The organism is Microbispora sp. NPDC088329 (assembly GCF_040685655.1).
Taxonomy (GTDB): Bacteria; Actinomycetota; Actinomycetes; order Streptosporangiales; family Streptosporangiaceae; genus Microbispora.
The window spans coordinates 223,748-246,180 of sequence record NZ_JBFBIP010000005.1 but is presented as its reverse complement, the minus strand read 5'-3'; the positions used below and the strand labels follow the sequence as shown (position 1 = coordinate 246,180).

Sequence of the window (22,433 nt, the reverse complement as noted above, 5' to 3'; positions counted from 1 at the left end):
CTACGCGCCGGAGAACCTCTGCGCGACGTCCCTGGCCCACTGCGCGGCCTTGGCCGCCTGGTCGGCGGCGACGGGGGCGCCGGGCATCCGGCTCAGGCGCTCCACCTGCTCCGCGAAGCGCAGGTGCTCCCGGTGAGCGTGTTCCCTGCAGGCGAGGCAGGTGACGCTTTCCGGACGGGCCGAGGTCATCGCATAGGGCACCCGAAGCCCGCAACCGGTGGTGACGACGTCCGGCGCGTCGGGCGCGCGCCCCAGCGACGACGCGACCAGATTGCGGTAGTCGGCACCGGCCTGCATCACCTTCTGCTCGACGTGGATGTGCGGATCGCTCTCGCTCATCTGCTGTCCGTCCTTCCGGCCCGAGTCGTCCCGGTATCAGGCTGGTGTGAGAGCCCCAGGTCGAGGAGCTCGGCGTGCTCGCGCAATTCGGTCACCTCGGCGCGGGCCACCCAGCGCCGGTGGACGCCCCGCTCGGCCCTCTCCATGCCGAGCGCCCGGGCCACCGGCAGCCGCCCGCCGGTGTATTCGAGCAGCAACTCGCCCGCGCGCTCGCCGCGTACGAGGCAGGGGGCACCCCGCCACTCGCATCTGCGGGTGACGTGGAAGACGGCCTCGCACTCCTGCGCGGGCACGGACCGCACGAACCGGCCCGGCGCGCGCTCCTCGAAGCCGTCGGCCGGCCCGTCGTGGAGCAGCCGGATCAGCAGCCCGTCGTGTCCCGGGTCGGGATTCGCCCGGAAGCCGGCTCCCCGCCAGCGTGCCCGATAGGAGCTCGCCGGGGCCTGCGCCGTGTGCTCGCCGGGCACCCAGCGGCCGAGGTCGCCGTCGTGGACCGCGCGGACGACCTCGGTGCCTTGCGTGGTCAGCTCGACGATCTCCGAGCCGTGCGGCAGCCGTACGGCGTCCAGCTTGTACTCACGGACCAGGGAGTCGGGGTTCGGGGCGAGGCCCATGCCGGTGAACGGCGGCTCCTCGACGACCCACCCGGCCACCGCCGCCATGCCCGCCTCGTCGGTCCCGCCGTACGGCGTGCGGTAGAGGTTCAGCCCGACCGTGCGCCAGCGCAGCAGGAACAGCGAGCCGTCGCCGGTGAGCAGGCCGTCGTCCGCGCCCCTGCCGAGGGCGTCGGCGAGCACGGCCGGCGTCGCCACGTGCTCGACGTCGAGGGCGTGGTGACAGTAGCCGGAGACGCACGACTCCCCCTCGCCGAGATACGTCCGCAGCTCGGGCGGGGTCAGCGGCTTCTGCACGACCGGCAGCGCGGGCTCGGGCTCCGCCAGGCGGTCCTGCGCGAGGGTGGGGACCGCGAGCCTGGCGACGGTCCCCGATTCGAGCAGGAAGCGCACCGGCAGCCCGGGGTTGACGGCGAGGCCCCACCGGGGGTCGGGCCAGCCGGCGGCCAGTTCGACCAGCGACGTCACCCTGACCCGCGACGGCGCGCCGCCGGTGGCGGCCCGCATCGCCTCGACCGACGTGTAGGCGGGCAGCCACACCCGGTCGGACGTGGTGATCGTCGGCCAGGCGGCGCCGCCGTCCGGCGGAGCGGGCAGCGCCAGCTCGGTGTCCCTGAGCATGCCCAGGCAGAGCGCGAGGTCGCCCGCGTCGTACGCCGCCCCGAGCCGCCGCTCGAACGCGCTGGCCGTCCACTCCATCAGAGGCTGAGCGGAGGCATGAAGGACGGTGTCTTCGGCATGGCGCCGAGATCCGGAAGGGGATCGGCGAGCCCGCCGGTGGCCGGGTCGAAGGCGACCTTGGCCGTGGTGAGGTCGGGCACGTCGGCGGCGATCGCCTTCATGCCGGGGAACTTCGCGCTCGCGCCGCTGTAGAGATAGCCGGACACGGTGAGGATGCCGGCGACCTTCCAGCTCGTCTTCATCATCGTGCCGACGACCTTCTGCGCCCCCCGGCCGAGGGTGACCATGGCCCGCGCCACCATCGGGCGGGTGGCGGCGAAGGTCAGCGCGTTTCCCTTGCACGCCTGGCTGAACACGGCGACCGCCATGGCCGAGCCGCCGAGCGACGTGGACACCCAGCTCGCCGCGTCGTAGAGGTCGGCGGCCGAGTCGAGGCTGCCGCCGACGCACTCCTTGCACCGCTCGAAGTCGAGGAGCTGTGCGTTCAGCTCGGCATGCCTCTCCTTGATTTTGGCGAGCATCTGCCCCTTCAGGAACTCGCTGGACTCCAGTTCGGTGAACTGCCGGTCCAGCTCCGTGCGCAACTCGGCGATCCCCTGGGTCTTCTTCCCGTCGGGCGACGGCTCGTCGCGCCACTGGCGCGCTCCCTGCCGCATGGCCTCCGGCGTGGAGATCATCGTGGTCAGCAGCCCCGCCAGGGGCCAGCCCGTGGGTTCGAGGCGCGCGGCCGTGGCGGCCATGCCGGCCCCCGCGATGAACCTGCCCCTCGCCAGGTCTCCCATCTCAGTCCTCCTCCTGCATGCCGAGGACGGCGGGCGCCACGTCCTCGTCGCCGAACCACGTGCTCTCGTCCTCCGGCACCGCGGGCCCCCGCTCGCGGTCCTTGCCGTCGTCGCCGCTCGCCGCGCCGCCCATCGGGGCGTACGGCATGGCGGGCATCCCGCCGGCGCCGATGCCGGTACGACCGGCTCCTCCGTAAGCGGCGGACGTCGGCGGGCCGTACGCGGAGCCGTATCCGCCCGAACCGGCGGGGCCCGTCCCTGACCGGGTCCCCGCGGTGGGGTCGGCGGGGCCGTACCCGGCCGTGCCGAGGTCCGGGACCGCCGGCGGGGACGGCAGGTTCGGGGTGTACGCCGACAGGGAGGTGTCCTTGGGGGTGCTCGGCGTGGGCGCGTCGAGGCCTGCGGGAGTGGTGACGTTCTGACCGAGCCCCGCGCCGCCGAGACCGTTCGGGTCCGGGCCGTTCGGGTTGAGGCCGTTCGGGTTGAGGCCGTTCGGGTTGAGGCCGTTCGCGTCCAGGCCGTTCGGGTCGAGGCCGTTCGGATCCCGGCCGTTCGGGTCGATGCCGTCGTTCCCGGGGCCGGTGCCGGGCAGGTCCAGTCCGCCCCCGCCGGAACCGGGAAGGCCACCGGAGCCGGGGAGGACCGGCGGCTTCAGCCCGTCGTTCAGGCCTCCGCCCTTTCCGGCGTTGGGGGAGAAGTCCAGTCCGCCACCGGGCCCCGGGCCGCCGGAGCCGAGACCGGGCATCTTCGCGCCACCCCCGAGCTTCCCCGGGCCCTGCTGGCCCCCGGTCCCGCCCGAGCTCTGCTTCTCCGCCTCCTTGGCGTTGTCGACCGCCTTGTGCAGCGCCGCCTGCCAGGACTCGAGGACCTCCCTGCCCTTCGCCACGGCGTCGGCGGCCTGGTCACACAGCCTGCTGTGGACGCCGTTCAGCCCGCCGCCGATGACGCCGAACGTCCCCACGGGCAGGTGGATGTTCTTGATGGCCGCGCCGGTGTCGGCCAGGGTCCGCCCGTGGCCCGCCACCCGGTCGGCGAACTTCCCGACCTCCGAGTAGTTCATGTGGAACTCGGGGTCGGCCAAGCGGGGGTTCACCGCGCCGCCGCCCGCTCCCATCGTGGCCGCGAGGTCGGCGAAGGGATTCGTCCCCCCTCCGCTCGTATCGGTCATGACACCCTCCAGCCGATTCACGCGTCAACTAGTTACGGTCGAGTCACCATAAAGTTCGCAAATCGTACAAATCTTCTAACTAGTCACCTGACAAACCGCAAGAGACGTGACGGAATCTTAATCTCGGACAGCCCCGGCAAGCCGCGCACTGATCCATTACTGTGATTTTCGGGTCATCACCCGACCCTTCCGGTCGGGGGAAGTCGAACGGGATCAGTGGAGGTGACCATGTCGCACTCTGGCGCAAGCCAGGCCCAAGTGAGCCGGCACGACCTGGACGAGGCGATCACCTGGATCGGCGACGCGGCCGAGAATATCCGCGGCATCCAGCGCTATCTGGACAGCGCCGGCGAGAACCTCAAGGTCCACTGGCAGGGTGAGTCGCACCACGCGTTCGACAAGGTGCACCTGCTGTGGCACGAGCGCATGGACGTCATCCTGGGCAGCCTGCAGACCCTCGCGGAAAGCATCCGGGCGAACAACAAGAACTACGCCGAGTTCAACGTGCAGGCGACCGCCGAGATCAACAAGATCGAGGCGCTCATCAACCAGGCCCCGCCCGCCTCGTACAGCCGCTGAACTCGAGACGACCACCAGGAACGGACGGAGAGCGCGACGGTGGACTTCGACGTCACAAAGGTCAACTTCAGTGGTCTCGACACGGGCGAGACCGAGTTCCAGAACGCCTTCAACCGGCTGGTCACCGAGCTGGAGACCCTGGAGAACAAGCTCAACACCAAGACCGCGATCTGGCAGGGCAGCGCCAAGGACGCCTACGACCAGACCAGGCGGATCTGGCAGCAGGAGGCCAAGGGCCTGGCGGACATCGTCTCCCTGCTGGCGAAGAACATCAACATCACCAACATGAACATGCAGGACGTGGAGCGGATCAACGCCGCGATGTTCGACGGCAAGTGAGCGGACGTCCGACGGTACGGCCGGCGGCATCGGCGCTCCCCTGCCGGTGCCCGTCGCGGCGTTGACGGGAGTGTGACGCATGGCTCGCGACGGTGGTGTGGAGGTCAGCCGCACGGCGCTCAGGAACGCCCGCAAGGACTTCGAGGAGGTGCTCGAAGTGCTGGCGCCCGGCGCGTCCAAGGGCAGGATCACACCGGTCGCCTTCCCCGAGGGCGGCGCGGTGAAGCGTCTGCTCGAGCGGCATGAGGCCGTCGGCGGCTTCTGGGACGCCGCCATGGGTTTCCACATGAGCCTCACCGGGGCGGAGGGCGCGGTCACCGCCGTCTACGCCGAGATCGCCGCGACCCTCGGCATCGCCGCGGAACGCCTGGAGCTGGCGATCAGGAACCTCGACGCCGGAGAGCAGGCGGGTGTGCGGCACGTCGGTGTGGCGGACGTCCAGAGCGGGTGAGGAGACGTCGTGGCCGAGAGGAAGATGCCGATCAGGGCGGCGATCGACGCGTCGGACCCGGGCGTCGTCACGCTGGACGCGTTGCGCACCGCGCTCGACAAGACCGATCCGGAGCTGATCAGAGCGGCCTCGGGCGAGTTCAAAAGCGTCCACGACAAGCTCAAGTCCGTGATCGAGACGCTCGACAGGCACCTGGACGCGCTTGACAAGCACTGGACGACGGGCGAGGACGCCAAGCAGGTGAAGGAGCAGCTCCGCAGGCTCAGGGCCTCCACGGCCGCGGTGATGACCGCGATCGTGGACACCTCACTTCCGGCGGGGCAGATGGGGCCGCCCTCGCCGCGTGGCGTGGTGCCGGCGCTGGACGTGTATGCGAGTTCTCTCAACCAGTTCAAGGGCGAGAACGTCCCCAAGCCCACGAAGAGCGACGTCGACTGGTACGACGCGGCCGTGGAGGCGGGGGCGGTGGGCGCCGCGGGCGGCGCCGTCGCCGGCTCTCCCTTCGCGGGCGTCGGGGCGATTCCCGGAGCGGTCATCGGCGGCGTCGGCGGGTTCATCGTCGGCGGCATCGGCGGCGCCATCGGCTCGGTCTTCGGCGACGGCCCCTTCTTCAACCTCTTCGGGGAGTCGAAGGAGGAAAAGGACATGAAGGCGGCCGAGGAGCACCTCAAGAAGCTCACGCAGGCGACGCTGGCCGCCAACGCGCTCTTCCCCGACTCGCTCGACACCGACGTGCCGAGGTTCGACACGACGCCCCCGGCGTACACACCGGTGACCGGCCCCGGGGCGACCCTCCCGAACCCGGCGCTCCCCACGGACGTGCGGGGATGGCAGAACCCCGCGTCGCTCGGCGACCTCGGCACGGGCTCGAACGGCCCCGGCGGCCCGGGCGACGACGGCTTCCCCGGCTGGAACGGCGCCGGCGATCCGTACGGGCCGGGAGTCCCGGGCATCGGGACCGGCACCGGCGGCACGGGAGCGGACGGCGGCCCGAACGGCGGCCTGGGCGGCGGCCTGGGCGGCGGCCTGGGCGGCGGATCGTACGGCGGCGCCGGAATCCCGGGGCTGGACGGCACCGGCACGACCGGCGCCGGCGTGAACGGCCCGGGAGCGAACGGGACGGGAGCGAACGGGACGGGAGCGAACGGGACGCGGCCGGACGGCACCGGGCTCGGCACCAGCCTTTCCGCCCACACCCCGCAACCGCCCCATACCGGCGGCCCGGGCGGCGGCTCCGGCACCGGATACGGCGGTTACGGCGGGGGCGGCGGTCCCGGCACGGGCGTCGGCGCCGGAGGCGTGGGAGGCACGGGAGGCGTGGGAGGCACCGGAGCGACCGCGGCGGCCCCGCGCGCGGGCAACGGCATGGTGCCGATGGCGCCGCACGGCACGGGCGGGGGCGGCGAGCGTCAGGAGCGTGAGCGCACCACCTGGCTGCTCGAAGACGAGGACTTCTTCGTCAGCGACCAGCAGACCACGTCCCCCCGCATCGACAGGGCGTAGGACGAGGGAGGCGAGAGGTGAGCCACGATTCTGGCGGCGGGACGCCGGCGCCGACGCTGCGGCTGCCGGAGAGCTGGCCGGGTCTCGGCGGAGGCCCGGACGAGCTGTACGTCGACCACACACGGGTCCGGCAGATCCTCAAGGGACTGCGGGACGAGCTCGGCACCCTGCGCGGGCGCGCTCCCGCAAGCATGAGCGCCACCTGGAGCGGCCCGGGGACCGCGGGCGAGGTCCAGGGGCTGACCAACGTCGGCCCCTCGGAGACCGGCCCGTGGGAGACGGCCAAGTATTTCGGACTGAACGCCGAACAGGCCCACGAGGTGCTCAGCGGCAAGTATCAGCTGCTGATCGACCGGATCGAGGCGATGGCGAGCGCCGTCGAGCAGGCCGTCGTCAACTACCAGAAGGGCCACACGAGCAGCAGCGCGTGAGCTGCCGAGGGCAAGGGGAAAGATCGCGATGGGGGCCGAAGCCGGCTGGGAGCCGATCAAGGTGTACGCGAGCCTCTACGGGCTCGACCAGGACACGCTCTCCCGGGAACAGATCAAGCAGAAGCTGGACGCGTCGAAACCCGACGAGGTCTACCGGGCCGGTCAGGCGTTCATCGACGCCGCCGATCTGGTGGGCGGGAAGGTCGGCGGCAACGGCCCGTCCGAGATCGGCATCCAGGCGGCGCTGAGCAGGACCGCCAAGGAGCTGGCCGAGGTCTGGCGCGGCCCGGCGGCCGAGCAGGTGCAGTCGGCCCTCCGCGCGCTGTACGCGACGGCGGGCGCGCTCGGCGAGGCCATGACCCGCAGCGGTGTGGCGCTGTCCTCCTACGCGGACGCGGTCAGGGACGCGAAGACGAACTTCCCCGCCGCCCCGAGCGGTTCGGACGAGAACGCGGGCGGCGGCACCACGGGAAGCCCGGCGCCCGATCCCGACGAGGCGGCCCGCACCCACTTCCGCGCGCTCAACCAGAGAATCCAGGAGGTGAACGACAGCTTCGCCGAGGGGCTGGCCTTCCAGTTGCCCGCCATCGAGCCGCTGCACATCGACCTCGCGAACTCTCCACGCATCCACGTGGGCGGGACGGGGGCGCCCGTCACGAGTTCCGACGGCGTGTGGCACGGCCGCTCGTACGGTGACGGCACCACCGGCTCGGGCTACGCGGGCCCGGGTTCCACCGGCTCGGGATCCGGCGGCCCGGGCTCCGGCGGCCCGGGCTCCGGCGGCACCGGCGCGGACGGGTCCGGCGTCGACGGGTCCGGCGGCGCGGGCGGCCCCGGCACGGCGAGTCCCTCTCCCGACCCCGGCGGCTCGCCGGACCCAGGGCAGGCGGGCCCAGGGCAGGCGAGCACAGGGCAGGCGAGCACAGGGCAGGCGGGCGGCTCGGGCGACGGGCCGGGCACGGCTCCGGCCGTGATCGGCGGCTCCGACAGGACCGACCTGGCGACCGCCCATCCGCTGCCCGGCGGCACGGTCCCCGGCGGCACGGTACCCGCCGGCGCCACTCCCCCCACGCTCACCGGCTACCCGGACCCTCACATCCCCGTCACGACGGCCGGGCCCACCGGCGCGCTGCCGCCGGGCGGGGTGATCGGCACGTACGGCGGGGCGCGCACCGGCTACGGCGTCGGCGCCGCCGGGGAGGCCGGTGCCGTCCTGGGCGGCTACCGGACCGGCCAGGGCGGTGCGGGCTCGTCCTATCTCCCCTACGCACCGGCGGCGGGCGGCGCCGGGGCGGGCGGGCAGGACGAGCGCGAGCGGGAGATCTACGACCCCGAGCCGGACGTCTGGCGCGTGACGAGCGCCATCAGCCCCGACCGCATCGGCTGACGGCAAGGCCCGGTGCCGCCGAGCGGCACCAGGCGGCGAAGGGCGCGAGACCGACGAGGCCACCTGCCCGTCACGTCATGGCCGGTCACATGCTCAGTCTGCGGCTGATGCGGTCGAGCTCGCCCAAGACGTCTTCCGCGGTCCGGTCGAAGGCGGACTCCGCCTCCCTGACCTGGGCGAGCACGGCCTCCGGGTCGTCCAGGAACCGCGCCTGGTCGCCCTCCTGCCCGAGCACCTCGGCCATGGTGCGGTTCATCTGCCGATACAGGTCGTCGGACGCGGCGCGCACCGTCTCCTTGATCCGCTCGGCCAGCTCGCCCGAGCTGAGCCGCATCGCCTTGGGATGAAGCTCCAGTTCGCTCAGCCCCCGGGCGGAGAACTCGACGCCGACCAGGCCGTCCTCGTCCCGGGCCCGGCCGACGAGCGAGGACAGGGTGCCCTGAAGCCGTTCGACGGCATCGATCCTGGCGTCGGCGCGCTCCCTGAACCGCTCCATGTCGAAGTCGTCGAATCCGCTGCCGGCCATCTGAGCCCCTTTTCCCGCGATTTCCGGACATCGGCAAGTTAACGCATTCAAAGCGCGGCGTACGGGGGTCTACGGGCTTATCCATTACATGTCAGTGAACATCCGTCTAATTCCTGCTTTCCACCTGCGGAAACGTCACCTGGCGCGTGGCAGGGGCACGAAGCCCGGTGATAGGGAAGATCACGTGTCATACGGGGAACCCTCGCCAAGCCGGTCACCGGCGACCTCCGCGACGGCGTCGCCCGCCGGTTCGGTGAGCGCGACGCCGAGCGCGCCGGCATCCCCGGCGCCGCCGACCTCGGCAGCCCCGCCGGCGTCCGATCCCACCTCTCCAGCCCCCTCCACAGCACCCTCCACGGGGTCATCCAGCGGGGTGCCCACGGCGGCGGCGACGGCGACACCGACGCGGACGTCCCCCGTGTCCCCCGCTCCGTCCGTGCCCTCGATGGTCAGCCCGTGCCCGCACACCCCGCCCTGCCCGCCGCCCGGCCCCTGCCTGCCCGACTCTCTGCGCGTACGGCAGGCGGGCGCGTCCGCGGCCCCGAAGCCGGCGACGCCCCCGGCCGCGCCCCCCGCCGGCCCGAGCGGTGACCCGTCCGGTCTGCCCGGCTACGAGGTGGCCGTGGGCTTCATCAGGAAGTTCGCCGGCACGGTGGGCGGCTCCGCCGAGGGCGTCCGGCGGCTGAAGGACGCCACACCCCGCTTCGAGGGCTGGACCCTCGCTCCGCTCGCCGGGGTCCCCGTCGTCGGGCTCGCCTTCGTCCACCGGTTCAACGCCGTCTCCGACACCTGGTCGGACGCCGCCGGCGTCCTCGGCGACGCCCTGCGCAGGGACAGCGAGACGCTGGTCAGGGCCGCCGACAACTACGTCGCGGCGGAGAAGGCCGGCAAGGCGGCCATCCAGAAGACACGCCCCTGAGAGGACCCGCATGTCGACCCCGCCAAGTGAGCCGGGCAAGCTTTTCGTTCCCGGACAGCCCACCTCGGGTCCCAAAGAGCTCTACATCACGGACTCGAGCGGCAACGTCCGGCGAACCGTCCCCGTGGCACCGGCCGACGCGGCCCCCGCCTCCGTCGCCACCCGCACCGATCCCGGCTTCTTCAAGAACCTGGTCAAGGGATTGAACCCGCTGCGGCAGCAGACGCGCAGCGCGATGGCCATGTCCGGGCTGGGGATCGCGGCCCTCGCCCTCGACGTGGCGGCCACGCTGAACCTCGGCAACCCCTTCCTCTACTACGACCGGCGGGAGCACTGGAAGGAGATGGGAGGCCGGTTGGAGAGCGGCAGGTCCGACATCTGGTTCTCCTACTTCCAGGACGTCGGCCCCAACTGGCAGGGCCACGCGGCGGACCTGCTCGGACGGCGGGTCCGCTTCAACACCACGGTCCTGTACGAGAAGCTCCACGGGGTCACCGGCGAGATGAGCGGCGCGATGCACAGCCAGTTCAAGGAGGTCCTGGAGTACGACCTGTCGGTGTTCGGCCTCTACACCGCCTCGGCGCCGATCCTTCGTACGCTGGCGGCGATGAGCGCGCACCCGGCCGGGCGGGTGGCGCTGATATCGCAGGCAGGCGTGTTCGTCAGCGCGCTGGGCAATCTCGTCAAGCAGTTCGCCGACATCTCCATGGCCTCCGAGGGCGACCTCAACAAGGTCGAGCAGAAGCTCAACGACCTGCGGGCCGCCTTCTTCGAGCAGGGCGACCCAGCGCGGGGCCGCCGGGATCTCACGCTCACCCCCGACGTGGCGGACCGCGCGCACGTCCTCGACTACTGGCAGCCGGCGAGCAAGGAATCCCAGTGAAGAACACGGCCGCGTTCAACGACGGCGGGGAAGGCGACGTCGCCGGCCTGGTGCGGGAGGTCCAGGGCCGGGTCGGCGCGCTCGCCGACCTGCTCCGCGGGTTGGACGAAGAGGTGGTCGAGGGAGCCGACGCCACGGGTGCGGTGGTGGCCAGGGTCTCCGGGGCCGGCCGCCTGCTCGGGCTGACCATCGACCCGCGCGCGATGCGCGACCTCGACCACGGCGCGATGTCCGCCGCGATCGTGGGCGCGATCGGCGCCGCGCGGGGCGAGACGGGCGAGCGGCTGGCGAAAGCCATGGAGGAGTTCGCCGGATCACCCCCGCACGGCGACCCGCTCGCCCCATACGTCCAGGCCCTGCTGCGGGAGGAGTGACCGTGGACGAGATGCGCGAGCTCCGGGCGCGCATGGAGCGGCTGACGGCCGCGGCCGCCCTCATGGACGAGCTCGCGACCGAGTGGAGCACGCGGGAGTACGCCGGCAGATCCGACGAGGGCCGGATCACGGCGACCGTCGACGCCGCCGGCACGCTTCGCGCCGTCGACATCCACCCGCTCAGCATGCGCAGGCTCGACAGCCGCGCGCTCGCCGAGGCCGTCCTGAAGGCCGTACGGCGGGCCGAGACGGCCGCGGAGGCGGCGAAGGAGGACCTGCTGCGCGGCGGACTGGAGGCCGCGGGCGTGCCCCACGTGGCCGGCCTCCTCAGAGACGCCCGCCGCGACTTCGACGAGCGAGCCTCGCCCGAGAACGCCGATCGGGCCTAGGTCGTATTCGCCAGATCACGGCCCTGCTGCGCGGCCCAGGCGGCGCCTCTCCGCGTTCTCGTCGTCGCCCAGGGCTCCGCCGCCATGGGCTCCTCCTCGGCCTTGCGACGCATTCACCTGAATCCACGCTCGCGACGTCCGTGGACCCGCCGGGCCCTCCGCATCGAGAGAAATCATGACGAGTTCACCTTGGACTACCGACGCATCTGACGCATAGTGGATCACGCCGGTCAAGGAAAGCGGCCCCAGCCGAAGGGATGGCGATGCAGGACGTCGTCCAGGGAGTCGCGCGTCCTCAGCGAGACGTCTTCCAGCCGTCCGGCGCCCGTGATCGGCCCGGTGCATCGGCCCGGTGCATGGCGCGGTGCACCGGAGCCCGCTGTTTCCGGCGAGCGGGCGGGGCTCGGGACCGGCGGACACGACCCGACAGGAAGGAAGCACTCTCATGCCACATGCCCAGTTCGACCCCGCCGCGCGTGAGGCTCTGGCCCTTGCCGCTGTGGAGGCCAAGACCCGCAAGGACCTGACGTGGCAGCAGATCGCCGACGCCGCCGGCCTGTCGGTCGTCTTCGTCACCGCCGCCGTACTGGGTCAGCACGCTCTGCCCGAGGCCGCGGCCAAGGCGGTCGCCGACCTGCTCGGTCTGGGCGACGACGCCGTGATGCTGCTGCAGACCATTCCGACCCGCGGCTCACTCGGCGGTGCCGTCCCCACGGACCCGACGATCTACCGCTTCTACGAGATCGTCCAGGTCTACGGCACCACTCTGAAGGCCCTCGTCCATGAGCAGTTCGGGGACGGCATCATCAGCGCGATCAACTTCAAGCTCGACGTGAAGAAGGTCCCCGACCCGGAGGGTGGCGAGCGCGCCGTCATCACCTTCGACGGCAAGTACCTGCCTCTCAAGCCCTTCTGACCGGACCGGCGAGCCCGCCGGAGGCGGTGAGACCGGCCCTAGACGAGTAAGTCCTAAGAGCCTGTACGGAGTTGAGATCAGAGGGATTCGCCTGCGCTGCGGTTGGAGGCCCTGATAGGCCATCGCCATGGCGCGCGGAGATCTCACCGATGCGGAATGGTCCTTGATCGGGCCTTGCCTGCCCCTGGGGGAGCGAGGCCCGATCCCGGATCTGCGGCGGCAGTTCAACGCGGCGATGTGGCGGTTTCGTACGGGCAGCCCGTGGCGGGACCTGCCTGCCGAGTACGGGCCATGGTCCACCGTCTACGACCGGTTCCGGTTATGGGCGACAACGGGAACCTTCGAGCAGTTGATGCAGGCGATGATCGATGAGGCCGCGGCTCGAGGGCAGGCCGATCTCGACCTGGTCAGCGTGGATTCCACGACGGCTCGGGCCCACCAGCACGCCGCCGGAATGAGTCTCGATCCCGAACTGGTGCAGGTGCTGGAGGAAATCGTCAAGCAGGAAAAGGGGCAAAAGCCGCAGAGCGGCGACGACGCAATCAATCGGATCAAGGAGTGGCGAGGGCTGGCCTTCCGCTTCGACAAGACTCCCGACAGCTACCTCGCCGGCCTTCATCTACGCGGAGCCATCTTGTGGATCCGAAGCCTTCAACCGCTCTGAGGATCTGAAGTCCGTACAGGCCTAGTTTACGGATCTTAGGTGGGCGGGAGACGTTCAGATCCTCAGGATGGAGCTTCGCGTTTGACCTTGACGCCCAGGTCAACCTTTAGCTTCACGTTCACTCACCTACGACGAGAGGACACCCATGAGCGGCATCTCGGGCAGCTTGGCAGGCAGAGGTGTGGTCATCACCGGAGCTGGCACAGGGATCGGCCGAGCCACGGCTCACCAGTTCGCCGCCGAGGGCGCGCAGGTGCTCATCGTCGGTCGCACCGCTGCGCGACTGGAGGAGACCGCTGCCGCATACTCCTCGATCAGCGCTTTCGCCGCCGACGGCGCAGCAGCCGATGGGCCCGAGCGGATTGTCGAGGCGGCGATGCAGCGACTGGGCCGAATTGATGTCCTGGTCAACAATGCGGCGATCACTCGGCCCGCCGCGCTCGGGACGATCGATCGCCGTACCGCCGAAGACCAGATCGCCACTAATCTTCTCGCCCCCATCTTCCTGGCCCAGGCCACCCTGCCGCATCTGGCCTCGGTGAGGGGGACGATCGTGAACGTGTCCTCTAATCCGCCCTGGGGCGGCTGGCCGGACAACTCGGTCTACGGCTCAACCAAGGTCGCTCTCGACTTCCTGACGGCCACCTGGGCCGTGGAGCTCGCACCCAAGGGTGTGCGTGTCGTGTCTGTGGCGCCCGGCATTACCGCCACACCCGTGCTGGCCCACGCCGGGTTCACCCAAGAGCAGATCGCCGCCGCAGGCGAGGGACTCATTGAGCGCATCCCGCTCGGCCGCATCGCCCAGCCCGGTGAGATTGCCTGGTGGATCGTGAACGTGGCGCGCCCCGAGGCCGCGTACCTCACCGGCACGGTGATTCGCGTCGACGGCGGCCTCTCCGTGGCGGCGGGGCAAAAGGCATAAGCTGGGACAGTGCTGATCGGGGAGCTGGCGCGAGCGAGCGGCGTCACCGTCCGGGCCTTACGGTATTACGAGCAGCAGGGTCTGCTGCAGCCGGAACGGACCTCCAACGGGTACCGGCAGTACGACGGCAGAGCGGTGACCAAGGTCCGCAACATCCAGCTCTTGCTGTCGAACGGCTTCACCGCCCAGGACGTACGAGGCTTCCTGCCCTGCCTGGACGACGGCGAAGTCTCACTGGGACCGGCTTGTCCACCCAGTGTGGAAGCGGTGACCAGAAAAGTCGAGGTCTTGGACGAGCGGATCGCCGAGCTGAGCGCCGTACGAGACCGGCTCGTGCAGGCCCTGACCGGCAGCGCGACACCGCAGCAGCTCGGCACCATCGCTCGTCACCCCGCCTACACCCGCCCTGTGCGAAAGTAGACCTTGGCGTGGATCCAGCCTTCCTCTCCGACAACCGCCAGAACGTCACCTCATCGATCTCCAACTGGCGGCGCCATCCTGTGAATCCGCAGCATGCAGTACCGGCCGAAGATCCGAACCCCGTACAGGCCCTTAACGCGCCACCGGCCAGCCCATCACCCGATCACTGATCAAGTGCTGGCCGCGGCACTGGTGCTGCAGGCCCTGCACGGGCTGTCAGACTTCGACACCGTCCAGGAGTTGCGCTGCGATCTGCGATGGAAAGCCGCGTGCGGGCTGGGGCTATATGACACCGCCTTCGATCCGTCGCTGCTGACCTACTTGCAGCTCTGCAACGGGTGACCTCGGGGTCAAGAAGCACAAAGGCCTGCCAATCGGCGAATGTCGGTGCGGATCGACCGCCGCAGCAACGATCTCAGCGCCGGCTCCAGCAACTTCTCAGAGGTCACGCGCGGGGTGACGCGCACGTGGAAGGTGAAGCGGCACCGTTCCTCGCCGAGCGGCTCGACCAGCCTGCCGCCCTCGGCGTCGATCCCCGAGGTGGTGCGCCATGCAAACGAACGACCCGGCTCCACCTGGATGACCTCGCCGCCGTTGCGATAGGTCCGGCCCGCGAACCGCATCACCTCAGCAGTGGTCGTGCCCACCTGGACGATGCCTTCGGGTCGCGGCGCCATCGTCTTGACGCCCTTCCGCCAGCGTGGATCCTGGCCGTAGTCAGCGACGATCGCCCACACCAGCGCGGCCGGGCAGGCGATCTCCCCGTCCTCTTGAAGCTCGATCACCCGGCAATGCTAGAAGGCTGGTCGAGCTACAACTGAACCCGGTGAAAGTTTGCGGTCACCGCACTAGCGACCGGGGACCACCGGTCCCTCGCCTCGCCCCGCACCGGTTCCCGGACGTCTCCGGCCGTGGCCCCGCCAGGCCGTCCGCACGGTGCGAACCCGCTCTCCGGACGTTTGCGACGATCTCCTATGCTCAATTCCTTGACTAGTCATATTGTTGACTATGAACGAGCGGAGGGAGCGATTCCATGGCCTTACGGCACGCCGTCCTCGCGGCACTGCTCGACGGGGAGCTCAGCGGCTATCAGCTGGCCAAGGCGTTCGACGTCGGTGTGGCGAACTTCTGGCACGCCCTGCCCCAGCAGCTGTACGCCGAGCTGGCCAGGCTGGAGAGGGAAGGGCTGGTCGCGGGGCGGCAGGTGGTCCAGGAGACCCGGCCCACCAAGCGCCTCTTCCACGTCACGGACGCCGGGCTCGCCGAGCTGGAGCGGTTCGCGGCGGCCGCGTCGAAGCCGTCGTTCATCCGCGACGATCTGCTCGTCAAGGTGCAGGCGGCCGACCACGTCGACGCCGGGCCGTTGATCCGGCAGGCCGAAGAGAGGGCCGCCATCGCCGAAGCCAAGATCGATCTGTTCCGGCGGATCCTGCGGAAGATGCGCGGCGGCCTGGGCGAGGAGGAGTTCCTCCGCACGGGCGGGCGCGTCGGGCCCTACCTGACCTGCCTGCGCGGTCTGGCCTTCGAGGAGGGCAACCGCGACTGGTGCCTGCGGACCGCGGCGATCCTGCGGGAAAGGAGCGCCGCCATGCCGGGCGAAGGAACCGCGGCCATGACACGAGAGGCGACCGCGCCGGCCCCCCGGAACCCGGAGGTGGCTCATGCCGAGCGATGAATGCCTGCGTTACGTCGCCCTCGGCGACAGCCAGACCGAAGGGCTCGGCGACGGCGACCCCGCCCACCCGCGGGGCTGGGCCGACCGGCTCGCCGAGCGGCTCACGACCGTGGACCCGGAGGTCACGTACGCCAACCTGGCGGTGCGCGGGCGGCTCGCCGGGGAGGTGCGGGGCGAGCAGCTCGCTCCGGCCCTGGCCCTGCGCCCCCATCTGGTCACCGTCGTCGCCGGCGTCAACGACCTGATCAGGCCCCGCTTCGACGCCGCCGAGGTGGCCGGGCACCTGGAGGCGATGTTCGCCGCTCTCACGGCCGCGGGGGCCCGCGTCGCGACCCTCACGTTCCCGGACGTCGGGAAGATCGCGCCGATCGCCCGGCCGCTCCGGTCACGGGTGTTCGAACTCAACGACCGCATCCGGGCCGCGGCGGCACGGCACGGCGTCGTGGTCGCCGAGACGGCGCCTCATGCCGTCTGCACCGACCCCCGGCTGTGGAGCGCCGACCGGCTGCATGCGAGTCCGCTCGGCCACGAGCGCATCGCCGCGGCCGTGGCCCACGCCCTCGGGCTGCCCGGCAGCGACGACGGCTGGACGGTGCCCCTGCATCCCCCGGTGGATCCGGCCGGGTGGCGGATTCTGGGCGCCGAGCTGCGGTGGGCGGGCACGTTCCTCGGCCCGTGGCTGGTGCGGCGCCTCCTCGGCAGGTCGTCCGGCGACGGTCGTGCCGCCAAGCGCCCCGCGCTGCTGCCCGTACGGCCGGCCGCGTGACCTCCGGCGGAAGGTCACCGGCGATCAGCACCTCGGTGCCGGCACATTCGGGAGACCCCGTCCCGTGATTCGAGGGGTCAGCCGGACAGGCCGCGCACCCAGGCGTACAGGTCGAGCACGCCCAGTGTGAGCGGGACCAGTGCGACGACCAGCAGGGCGTCGAGGATGTCGGCCGCCCGTCCCCAGAACGGCGAGGGCTTGCCCGCGGGCAGCCAGAGACCGAGGCCGAGCACGAGCAGCGCCGTCCACAGCACCCCGATCGTCACGGCCACCTCGGCGACCGCGCCGGCGCCCGTGCCCAGCGCGAACGCCAGCGCGACGGCCCCGGCCACGGCCGTGAGGACCATCCAGAGCCGCTGGGCGACCCCCGCGAAGACCCTCGCCCGCATCGCCAGCGCCAGGGCCAGCGTCGCCGCCGTCGCACGGGCGACCCAGCCGCCCTGAGCGACGAGCAGCAGCTCCGCCGCGACACCGGCGAGCGCGATCGCGATGACCATTCCCGTGGCGTACCGGTGGGCCTGCGCGGTCCGCTGGAGCACCAGCGGGCCGTCGATCCGCTGGTTGTCGCCGCGCAGTTCCTCGGCGCTGGTGGGCAGCGGCGGCAGCGGCACCCTGGCCATCCTGAACGACAGCGTGGGGATGAGCGGGCTCAGCGCCAGCAACGCCGTCGCGACCACGGCCGCCGCCCCGGCCCCCGGCCCTCCGAACACCATCACGCACGCGGCGCCCACGGCCCCCGCGACGGACGCGACCGCGACGCCGAGGAAACCGGCCACCCCGTCCGCGATCAGCACACCGCCGACGGTCGCCGCCAGCGCGGTGTACGCGAGCGCGGCCAGCAGGTTCGGCGCGCCGAGGACCAGCACGGCCCCGGGGTCGCCGGGGGTGAAGAGCCCGGCGAGGAAGGCGTGCGGCAGTGCCGCGTAGCCGATGAGGGCGCCCGCGGTGGGCTGCCCGACGGCCCTGGACACCACGGCCCCGGCGGCGACCAGGAGCACCGCCACGGCGCCCGCCACCCCGGCCGTGAGCCGCGGCGGGGCCGCCGCCAGCGCGAGGACGACGGCGCCGAGCGCGAGCAGCGCGGCGGCCACCCCCATGCCGAGCAGCCGCGTGTGCCGCGGCTCCCACCTGCCGCCGCCTTCCCTGGTGCCGGTGGCGACCACGTCGGCCACGTCGTCGTACACCGCCGGCGGCAGCACCGCGTCGCGCGGGCGCAGGTAGAGGACCTCCCCGTCCAGGACGCCCAGCGCGCCCAGGCTCTGGGCGGGGTCGAGCGGCGGTCCGCCGAGACGCTGGAGCACCCAGCCGGGGGCCGCGGCCGCGTCGCCTCCCACCTCGCCGACCGCCCGGAGCAGTCCGGGCAGGACGTGCGGCAGCGGGATGTCCGACGGCAGCGCGAGGTCCGCCTTCCTGCGCGGGGCGACCACGGTGACGTGACACAGGGGCGGCAACGGCGCGGTCACCTGCGGCAACGCACCCTGCTGGATCGCGCCCTGCTGATGGCCGTGGTGAATATGGCCGCGCTGAAACTGCCCCTGCTGGAACTGGCCCTGCGGGACCGGGCCCTGCTGGGACTGCCCCTGCTGGACCGCACCCTGCGGGATCTGGCCCTGCGGCACGGGAAGGGGGGCCGGCGATGACACAGCGGGAATCCTCTCCCGAAGATCTCTCTGACAGCCCGAAAATATCGGCAAACCTGGTAAAAAAGTCAGTCAGATGAGCATTGTCGTCGTATCGCGCCCGGAGCGCCGCCCGGGTCCCAAACCGCCCCGTGGCGAGATCCTCCTGGAATCACCGCCGGAGATTCCCGAGGTCCAGCCGCAGGGCCTGATGTCCATGCTCACGTACGTGCCGATGCTGGCCGGCGGCGCCGCGATGGCGCTGATGTTCACCGCGGGCGGCACGGGCAACCCCCTGATGTACGTGGCCAGCGGGCTGTTCGCCGTCTCCATGGTCGGCATGAGCGTGGGCCAGCTCGGGCGCAACGCCGGCGAGCGCAGGAACCGCCTCAACGGGCTGCGCCGCGACTACTTCCGCTACCTGTCGCAGATCCGCGGGAAGGTCCGCAGGGCGGCCGTGCAGCAGCGGGAGTCCTTGGAGTGGAGCGGGCCGCCGCCCGACTCGCTCTGGTGGATCGCGATGGGACCGCGCCTGTGGGAGCGCAGGCCGCGCGACGACGACTTCGCGACCGTACGGCTCGGCACCGGCGTGCAGAAGCTGGCCATCCAGCTCGTCCCGCCGGACACCAAACCGGTGGAGGACCTCGACGCGCTGTCGGCGGGCGCGCTGCGCCGGTTCGTCCGGGCGCACGCCACGGTGCCGGGGCTGCCCGTCGCGGTCGCCCTGCACTCCTTCGCCCGCATCCACCTCACCGGCGACCCCACGGCGGTACGCGAGCTGGTGCGGGCGCTGATCGCGCAGCTCGTCGTCTTCCACTCCCCCGACGACATGCGGATCATGATCTGCGCGAGCAAGGAGTGGATGCCGCACTGGGAGTGGGTCAAGTGGCTGCCGCACGCCCTGCATCCCGACCAGACCGACGCCGCGGGCCAGGTCAGGCTGATGGCGGAGAACCTCGCCCACCTCGACGCGCTGGTCGGGGAGGAGCTCAGGGAGCGGGCCAGGTTCCGCCCCGGCGCCTCCGCCGACGCCCTGCCGTACCACGTGGTGATCGTGGACGGCGGGCACGTGCCGCACGACAGCCAGCTCGGCTCCGACGCCATCCAGGGCGTGACCGTGATCGACCTGTCCGGCGTGACCGGGCCGGCCCCCGAGGCGATCACGCTCCGGCTGGACGTCCGGCCCGACGGCTTCCACATGGTGAAGATCGACCACGCCGGACGGCGATCGGCCAACCGGCTCGGCGACCCCGACCGCCTCGGCTATCCGCAGGCGGAGGGGCTGGCCCGGCAGCTCGCGCCGCTGCGCGCCTCGGCCGGACCCCAGGGCGAGGCGCAGGACGTGCTCGGCGTCAACACCTCGCTCACCGACCTGCTCGGCGTGGGCGACCCCGCCCACCTGGCTCCGTCGGTGATCTGGCAGCCGCGCGCGGGACGCAACCGGCTGCGGGTGCCGATCGGCCTGGGCGCGGACGGGCGGGTCGTCGAGCTCGACATCAAGGAGTCGGCGCAGGGCGGCATGGGGCCGCACGGCCTGGTCATCGGGGCGACCGGCTCCGGCAAGAGCGAGCTGCTGCGCACCCTGGTGCTCGGCCTGGCCATCACGCACTCCTCCGAGATCCTCAACTTCGTGCTGGTGGACTTCAAGGGCGGCGCCACGTTCCTCGGCCTGGAGTCCCTCTCCCACGTGTCGGCGGTCATCACCAACCTGGAGGACGAGCTGCCGCTCGTCGACCGCATGCACGACGCGCTGCACGGCGAGATGGTGCGCCGTCAGGAGTTGCTGCGCGCCGCGGGCAACTACGCCTCGCTGCGCGACTACGAGCGGGCCAGGGAGCAGGGCGCGGACCTCAAGCCGATGCCGACCCTGTTCGTCGTGATCGACGAGTTCAGCGAGCTGCTCACCGCCAAGCCGGAGTTCATCGAGCTGTTCGTGATGATCGGACGGCTCGGCCGCTCGCTCGGCGTGCACCTCCTGCTGGCCTCCCAGCGCCTGGAGGAGGGCCGGCTGCGCGGCCTCGACACCCACCTGTCCTATCGGATCGGCCTGCGCACGTTCTCGGCGATGGAGAGCCGGGTCGTGCTCGGTGTCGCCGACGCCTACGAGCTGCCGCCCGCGCCGGGCAACGGCTACCTGAAGTTCGAGACCACGGGGATGACCCGGTTCAAGGCCGCGTACGTGTCCGGCCCCCACCACGCCGACCCCGCGCGGTCCGCGCCCGGCGAGGCGGGGCGGCCCGTACGGGATGTGGTGGAGTACGGCACCGCCTTCGCCCCCGTGGAGGTCACCGAGCCGTCCGGGGATCTCGCGCCCGCCGAGGAGCCCGGCGGGCCGCGGCAGAGCCTGCTCGACGTCGTGGTCGGCCGGCTCGCCGGTCACGGCCCGCCCGCGCACCGGATCTGGCTGCCCCCGCTGGCCGAGTCGCCGACGCTGGCCCACCTGCTGCCGCCGCTGTCCGTCACGCCCGAACACGGCCTGACCACCGCCGGCTGGGGTGGCCGGGGCATGCTCCACGCGGTCGCCGGCATCGTCGACCGGCCGTTCGAGCAGCGCCGCGACCCCTACTGGCTGGACCTGTCCGGAGGCGCGGGCCACGTCGGCGTCGCGGGCGGCACACAGAGCGGCAAGAGCACGGTGCTGCGGACACTGATCACGAGCATGGCCCTGATGCACACGCCGCGTGAGGTGCAGTTCTACTGCCTCGACTTCGGCGGCGGCTCGCTGGCCTCGCTGGAGGCGCTGCCGCACGTGGGCGGCGTCGCGAGCCGCCTCGACGCCGACCGCGTCCGACGTACGGTCGCCGAGATCTCCACGATCCTGGAGCGGCGCGAGGCGGACTTCGCCGAGCACGACATCGAGTCGGTCGCGGCCTACCGGCGGATGCGAGCCGAGTCCGGCCGCGACGGCGACGGCTGGGGCGACGTGTTCCTGGTGGTGGACGGCTGGCTGACGCTCAGGCAGGAGTTCGAGTCGCTCGAACCCGTCATCACCGACATCGCCGCCCGGGGTCTCGGATACGGCATCCACGTGGTGGCGGCCACCAACAAGTGGTCGGAGTTCCGGGCGAGCATCCGCGACCTGTTCGGCACCAGGGTCGAGCTCAAGCTCGGCGACGCGTACGAGTCCGAGGTCAACAGGAAGGCGTCGCTGGCGGTCCCCGAGGGTGTGCCGGGACGCGGCCTCACCAAGGAGGGGCTGCACTTCCTGTCCGCGCTGCCGCGGATCGACGGCGTGCAGAGCTCCGAGGACCTCGCCGCGGGCGTGCGCGGGCTGGTGCACGCGGTCAGGGACGCCTGGCAGGGACCGCCCGCGCCGGCGATCCGGCTGCTGCCGCCGGTGCTGCCCGCGGCCTCGCTGCCCGGCCCCGAGGAGACGGGGCCGAAGATCCCCATCGGCATCGACGAGGCGACGCTCTCGACCGTGCTGCTCGACTTCGACGCCGACCCGCACTTCGTCGTCCTCGGCGACACCGAGAGCGGCAAGTCGAACCTGCTGCGGCTCGTCGCCGAGGGGCTGGTGGCCAGGCGGCAGCCGCACGAGGCCATGATGATCGTCGTGGACTACCGCAGGTCGCTGCTCGACTCGGCCGCGACCGCCCACCGCATCGGCTACGCGGCGTCGAGCACCGCCGCCCAGGAGCTGATCAACAATGTGCGCGGCGCCCTGCTCAAGCGGCTGCCGCCCGCGGACCTCACGCCCGAGCAACTGCGGGACAGGAGCTGGTGGCAGGGCTCCGACGTCTACATCGTCGTGGACGACTACGACCTGGTCGCCACCTCGTCCAATCCGCTGCTGCCCCTGGTGGACCTGCTGCCGCAGGCCCGGGACATCGGGCTGCACCTGGTCCTGTCGCGCCAGATGGGCGGCGCGGGCCGGGCCATGTACGACCCCGTCATCCAGAAGCTGAAAGACATGGCCAGCCCCGCCGTCATCCTGTCCGGCAACAAGGACGAGGGCTACCTGTTCGGCAATGTCCGGGCGCATCCGCTGCCGCCCGGCCGGGGCTACCACGTCGACAGGAGGTTCGGCGCGCGGCTCGCCCAGACCGCGTTCCTGCCTTCTCCGGACAGTGAGTGACGGGCGGA

Annotated in this window: 25 protein-coding genes and 1 pseudogene; 18 read left to right on the top strand and 8 right to left on the bottom strand. The window is 71.7% G+C overall.

Annotated features, from left to right (window positions below):
* The 4 genes from AB0O28_RS13270 to AB0O28_RS13255 are packed head-to-tail and all read right to left on the bottom strand — an operon-like array spanning position 1 to position 3,584.
* Positions 1 to 339 carry a hypothetical protein gene (locus tag AB0O28_RS13270; protein ID WP_363639589.1) on the bottom strand — a complete coding sequence of 113 codons (339 nt, stop codon included), beginning with the start codon at positions 337 to 339 and terminating at the stop codon, positions 1 to 3.
* Positions 336 to 1,652 (bottom strand): SseB family protein, encoded by a 1,317-nt coding sequence (locus tag AB0O28_RS13265; RefSeq protein WP_363639587.1) that lies wholly within the window; start codon positions 1,650 to 1,652, stop codon positions 336 to 338. Before AB0O28_RS13265 ends, AB0O28_RS13270 begins: the two co-directional genes overlap by 4 nt.
* The gene (locus AB0O28_RS13260; RefSeq protein WP_363639585.1) at positions 1,652 to 2,416 is read right to left on the bottom strand and encodes a hypothetical protein; all 765 of its coding nucleotides are present in this window, start codon (positions 2,414 to 2,416) and stop codon (positions 1,652 to 1,654) included. The genes AB0O28_RS13265 and AB0O28_RS13260 overlap by 1 nt, the downstream gene beginning before the upstream one ends.
* Before the next feature lies 1 nt (position 2,417).
* Positions 2,418 to 3,584: a hypothetical protein gene (locus AB0O28_RS13255; protein ID WP_363639583.1), complete on the bottom strand. Its 1,167-nt coding sequence runs from the start codon at positions 3,582 to 3,584 to the stop codon at positions 2,418 to 2,420.
* Between the two features lie 258 nt (positions 3,585 to 3,842).
* Here AB0O28_RS13255 and AB0O28_RS13250 point away from each other — a divergent pair, with 258 nt between their 5' ends.
* The 6 genes from AB0O28_RS13250 to AB0O28_RS13225 all read left to right on the top strand — a co-directional run bounded on the left by AB0O28_RS13250 (position 3,843) and on the right by AB0O28_RS13225 (position 8,274).
* The gene (locus AB0O28_RS13250) at positions 3,843 to 4,163 is read left to right on the top strand and encodes a WXG100 family type VII secretion target (protein WP_363639581.1); all 321 of its coding nucleotides are present in this window, start codon (positions 3,843 to 3,845) and stop codon (positions 4,161 to 4,163) included.
* Between the two features lie 39 nt (positions 4,164 to 4,202).
* Complete coding sequence (locus AB0O28_RS13245; protein ID WP_363639579.1) at positions 4,203 to 4,502, top strand: WXG100 family type VII secretion target; 300 nt, start codon at positions 4,203 to 4,205, stop codon at positions 4,500 to 4,502.
* 79 nt (positions 4,503 to 4,581) lie between these two features.
* The gene (locus tag AB0O28_RS13240; RefSeq protein WP_363639577.1) at positions 4,582 to 4,953 is read left to right on the top strand and encodes a hypothetical protein; all 372 of its coding nucleotides are present in this window, start codon (positions 4,582 to 4,584) and stop codon (positions 4,951 to 4,953) included.
* Between the two features lie 9 nt (positions 4,954 to 4,962).
* Positions 4,963 to 6,456 (top strand): hypothetical protein, encoded by a 1,494-nt coding sequence (locus tag AB0O28_RS13235; protein ID WP_363639575.1) that lies wholly within the window; start codon positions 4,963 to 4,965, stop codon positions 6,454 to 6,456.
* A 17-nt stretch (positions 6,457 to 6,473) separates the two neighbouring features.
* Positions 6,474 to 6,887: a hypothetical protein gene (locus tag AB0O28_RS13230; protein ID WP_363639573.1), complete on the top strand. Its 414-nt coding sequence runs from the start codon at positions 6,474 to 6,476 to the stop codon at positions 6,885 to 6,887.
* A 28-nt stretch (positions 6,888 to 6,915) separates the two neighbouring features.
* On the top strand, positions 6,916 to 8,274 hold the full coding sequence (locus AB0O28_RS13225) for a hypothetical protein (RefSeq protein WP_363639571.1): 1,359 nt from the start codon (positions 6,916 to 6,918) through the stop codon (positions 8,272 to 8,274).
* Positions 8,275 to 8,359: 85 nt separating this feature from the next.
* Here AB0O28_RS13225 and AB0O28_RS13220 read toward each other — a convergent pair whose 3' ends face one another.
* Together AB0O28_RS13220 and AB0O28_RS13215 are read right to left on the bottom strand one after the other, a co-directional pair.
* Entirely contained in the window at positions 8,360 to 8,800 is a 441-nt protein-coding gene (locus tag AB0O28_RS13220) for a YbaB/EbfC family DNA-binding protein (RefSeq protein ID WP_363639569.1), read from the bottom strand.
* Between the two features lie 180 nt (positions 8,801 to 8,980).
* Entirely contained in the window at positions 8,981 to 9,145 is a 165-nt protein-coding gene (locus AB0O28_RS13215; RefSeq protein WP_363639567.1) for a hypothetical protein, read from the bottom strand.
* 73 nt (positions 9,146 to 9,218) lie between these two features.
* Between AB0O28_RS13215 and AB0O28_RS13210 the strand changes: the two genes are divergently transcribed.
* The 9 genes and pseudogenes from AB0O28_RS13210 to AB0O28_RS13170 all read left to right on the top strand — a co-directional run.
* Positions 9,219 to 9,719 carry a hypothetical protein gene (locus AB0O28_RS13210; protein ID WP_363639565.1) on the top strand — a complete coding sequence of 167 codons (501 nt, stop codon included), beginning with the start codon at positions 9,219 to 9,221 and terminating at the stop codon, positions 9,717 to 9,719.
* 10 nt (positions 9,720 to 9,729) lie between these two features.
* Entirely contained in the window at positions 9,730 to 10,602 is an 873-nt protein-coding gene (locus tag AB0O28_RS13205; RefSeq protein ID WP_363639563.1) for a hypothetical protein, read from the top strand.
* Positions 10,599 to 10,976 (top strand): YbaB/EbfC family nucleoid-associated protein, encoded by a 378-nt coding sequence (locus AB0O28_RS13200; protein WP_363639561.1) that lies wholly within the window; start codon positions 10,599 to 10,601, stop codon positions 10,974 to 10,976. The genes AB0O28_RS13205 and AB0O28_RS13200 overlap by 4 nt, the downstream gene beginning before the upstream one ends.
* A gap of 11 nt (positions 10,977 to 10,987) precedes the next feature.
* Complete coding sequence (locus AB0O28_RS13195; protein WP_363639839.1) at positions 10,988 to 11,365, top strand: YbaB/EbfC family nucleoid-associated protein; 378 nt, start codon at positions 10,988 to 10,990, stop codon at positions 11,363 to 11,365.
* A 445-nt stretch (positions 11,366 to 11,810) separates the two neighbouring features.
* Positions 11,811 to 12,281, top strand: coding sequence for a cyanase (gene cynS / locus AB0O28_RS13190; RefSeq protein ID WP_363639559.1), 471 nt, complete (start codon positions 11,811 to 11,813; stop codon positions 12,279 to 12,281).
* A gap of 127 nt (positions 12,282 to 12,408) precedes the next feature.
* Complete coding sequence (locus AB0O28_RS13185) at positions 12,409 to 12,945, top strand: transposase (RefSeq protein WP_363639557.1); 537 nt, start codon at positions 12,409 to 12,411, stop codon at positions 12,943 to 12,945.
* 145 nt (positions 12,946 to 13,090) lie between these two features.
* Complete coding sequence (locus AB0O28_RS13180; protein ID WP_363639554.1) at positions 13,091 to 13,867, top strand: SDR family oxidoreductase; 777 nt, start codon at positions 13,091 to 13,093, stop codon at positions 13,865 to 13,867.
* Between the two features lie 9 nt (positions 13,868 to 13,876).
* Complete coding sequence (locus AB0O28_RS13175) at positions 13,877 to 14,287, top strand: MerR family transcriptional regulator (protein ID WP_363639552.1); 411 nt, start codon at positions 13,877 to 13,879, stop codon at positions 14,285 to 14,287.
* Positions 14,288 to 14,461: 174 nt separating this feature from the next.
* Positions 14,462 to 14,608: pseudogene (locus tag AB0O28_RS13170) on the top strand (transposase); the annotation flags it as partial.
* A gap of 29 nt (positions 14,609 to 14,637) precedes the next feature.
* On the opposite strand, the gene AB0O28_RS13165 reads toward AB0O28_RS13170, so the two are convergent.
* Complete coding sequence (locus AB0O28_RS13165) at positions 14,638 to 15,072, bottom strand: SRPBCC family protein (RefSeq protein ID WP_363639550.1); 435 nt, start codon at positions 15,070 to 15,072, stop codon at positions 14,638 to 14,640.
* Positions 15,073 to 15,320: 248 nt separating this feature from the next.
* Between AB0O28_RS13165 and AB0O28_RS13160 the strand changes: the two genes are divergently transcribed.
* Positions 15,321 to 15,962: a PadR family transcriptional regulator gene (locus AB0O28_RS13160; protein WP_363639548.1), complete on the top strand. Its 642-nt coding sequence runs from the start codon at positions 15,321 to 15,323 to the stop codon at positions 15,960 to 15,962.
* Positions 15,949 to 16,728 carry an SGNH/GDSL hydrolase family protein gene (locus AB0O28_RS13155; protein ID WP_363639546.1) on the top strand — a complete coding sequence of 260 codons (780 nt, stop codon included), beginning with the start codon at positions 15,949 to 15,951 and terminating at the stop codon, positions 16,726 to 16,728. The genes AB0O28_RS13160 and AB0O28_RS13155 overlap by 14 nt, the downstream gene beginning before the upstream one ends.
* A 77-nt stretch (positions 16,729 to 16,805) precedes the next feature.
* Here AB0O28_RS13155 and eccD read toward each other — a convergent pair whose 3' ends face one another.
* A complete protein-coding gene (gene eccD / locus AB0O28_RS13150; RefSeq protein ID WP_363639544.1) occupies positions 16,806 to 18,371 on the bottom strand; it encodes a type VII secretion integral membrane protein EccD in 1,566 nt (521 codons plus the stop codon).
* A gap of 73 nt (positions 18,372 to 18,444) precedes the next feature.
* On the opposite strand from eccD, the gene eccCa reads away from it, so the two are divergent.
* Positions 18,445 to 22,425, top strand: coding sequence for a type VII secretion protein EccCa (eccCa, locus tag AB0O28_RS13145; RefSeq protein ID WP_363639542.1), 3,981 nt, complete (start codon positions 18,445 to 18,447; stop codon positions 22,423 to 22,425).
* Positions 22,426 to 22,433: the final 8 nt, after the last annotated feature.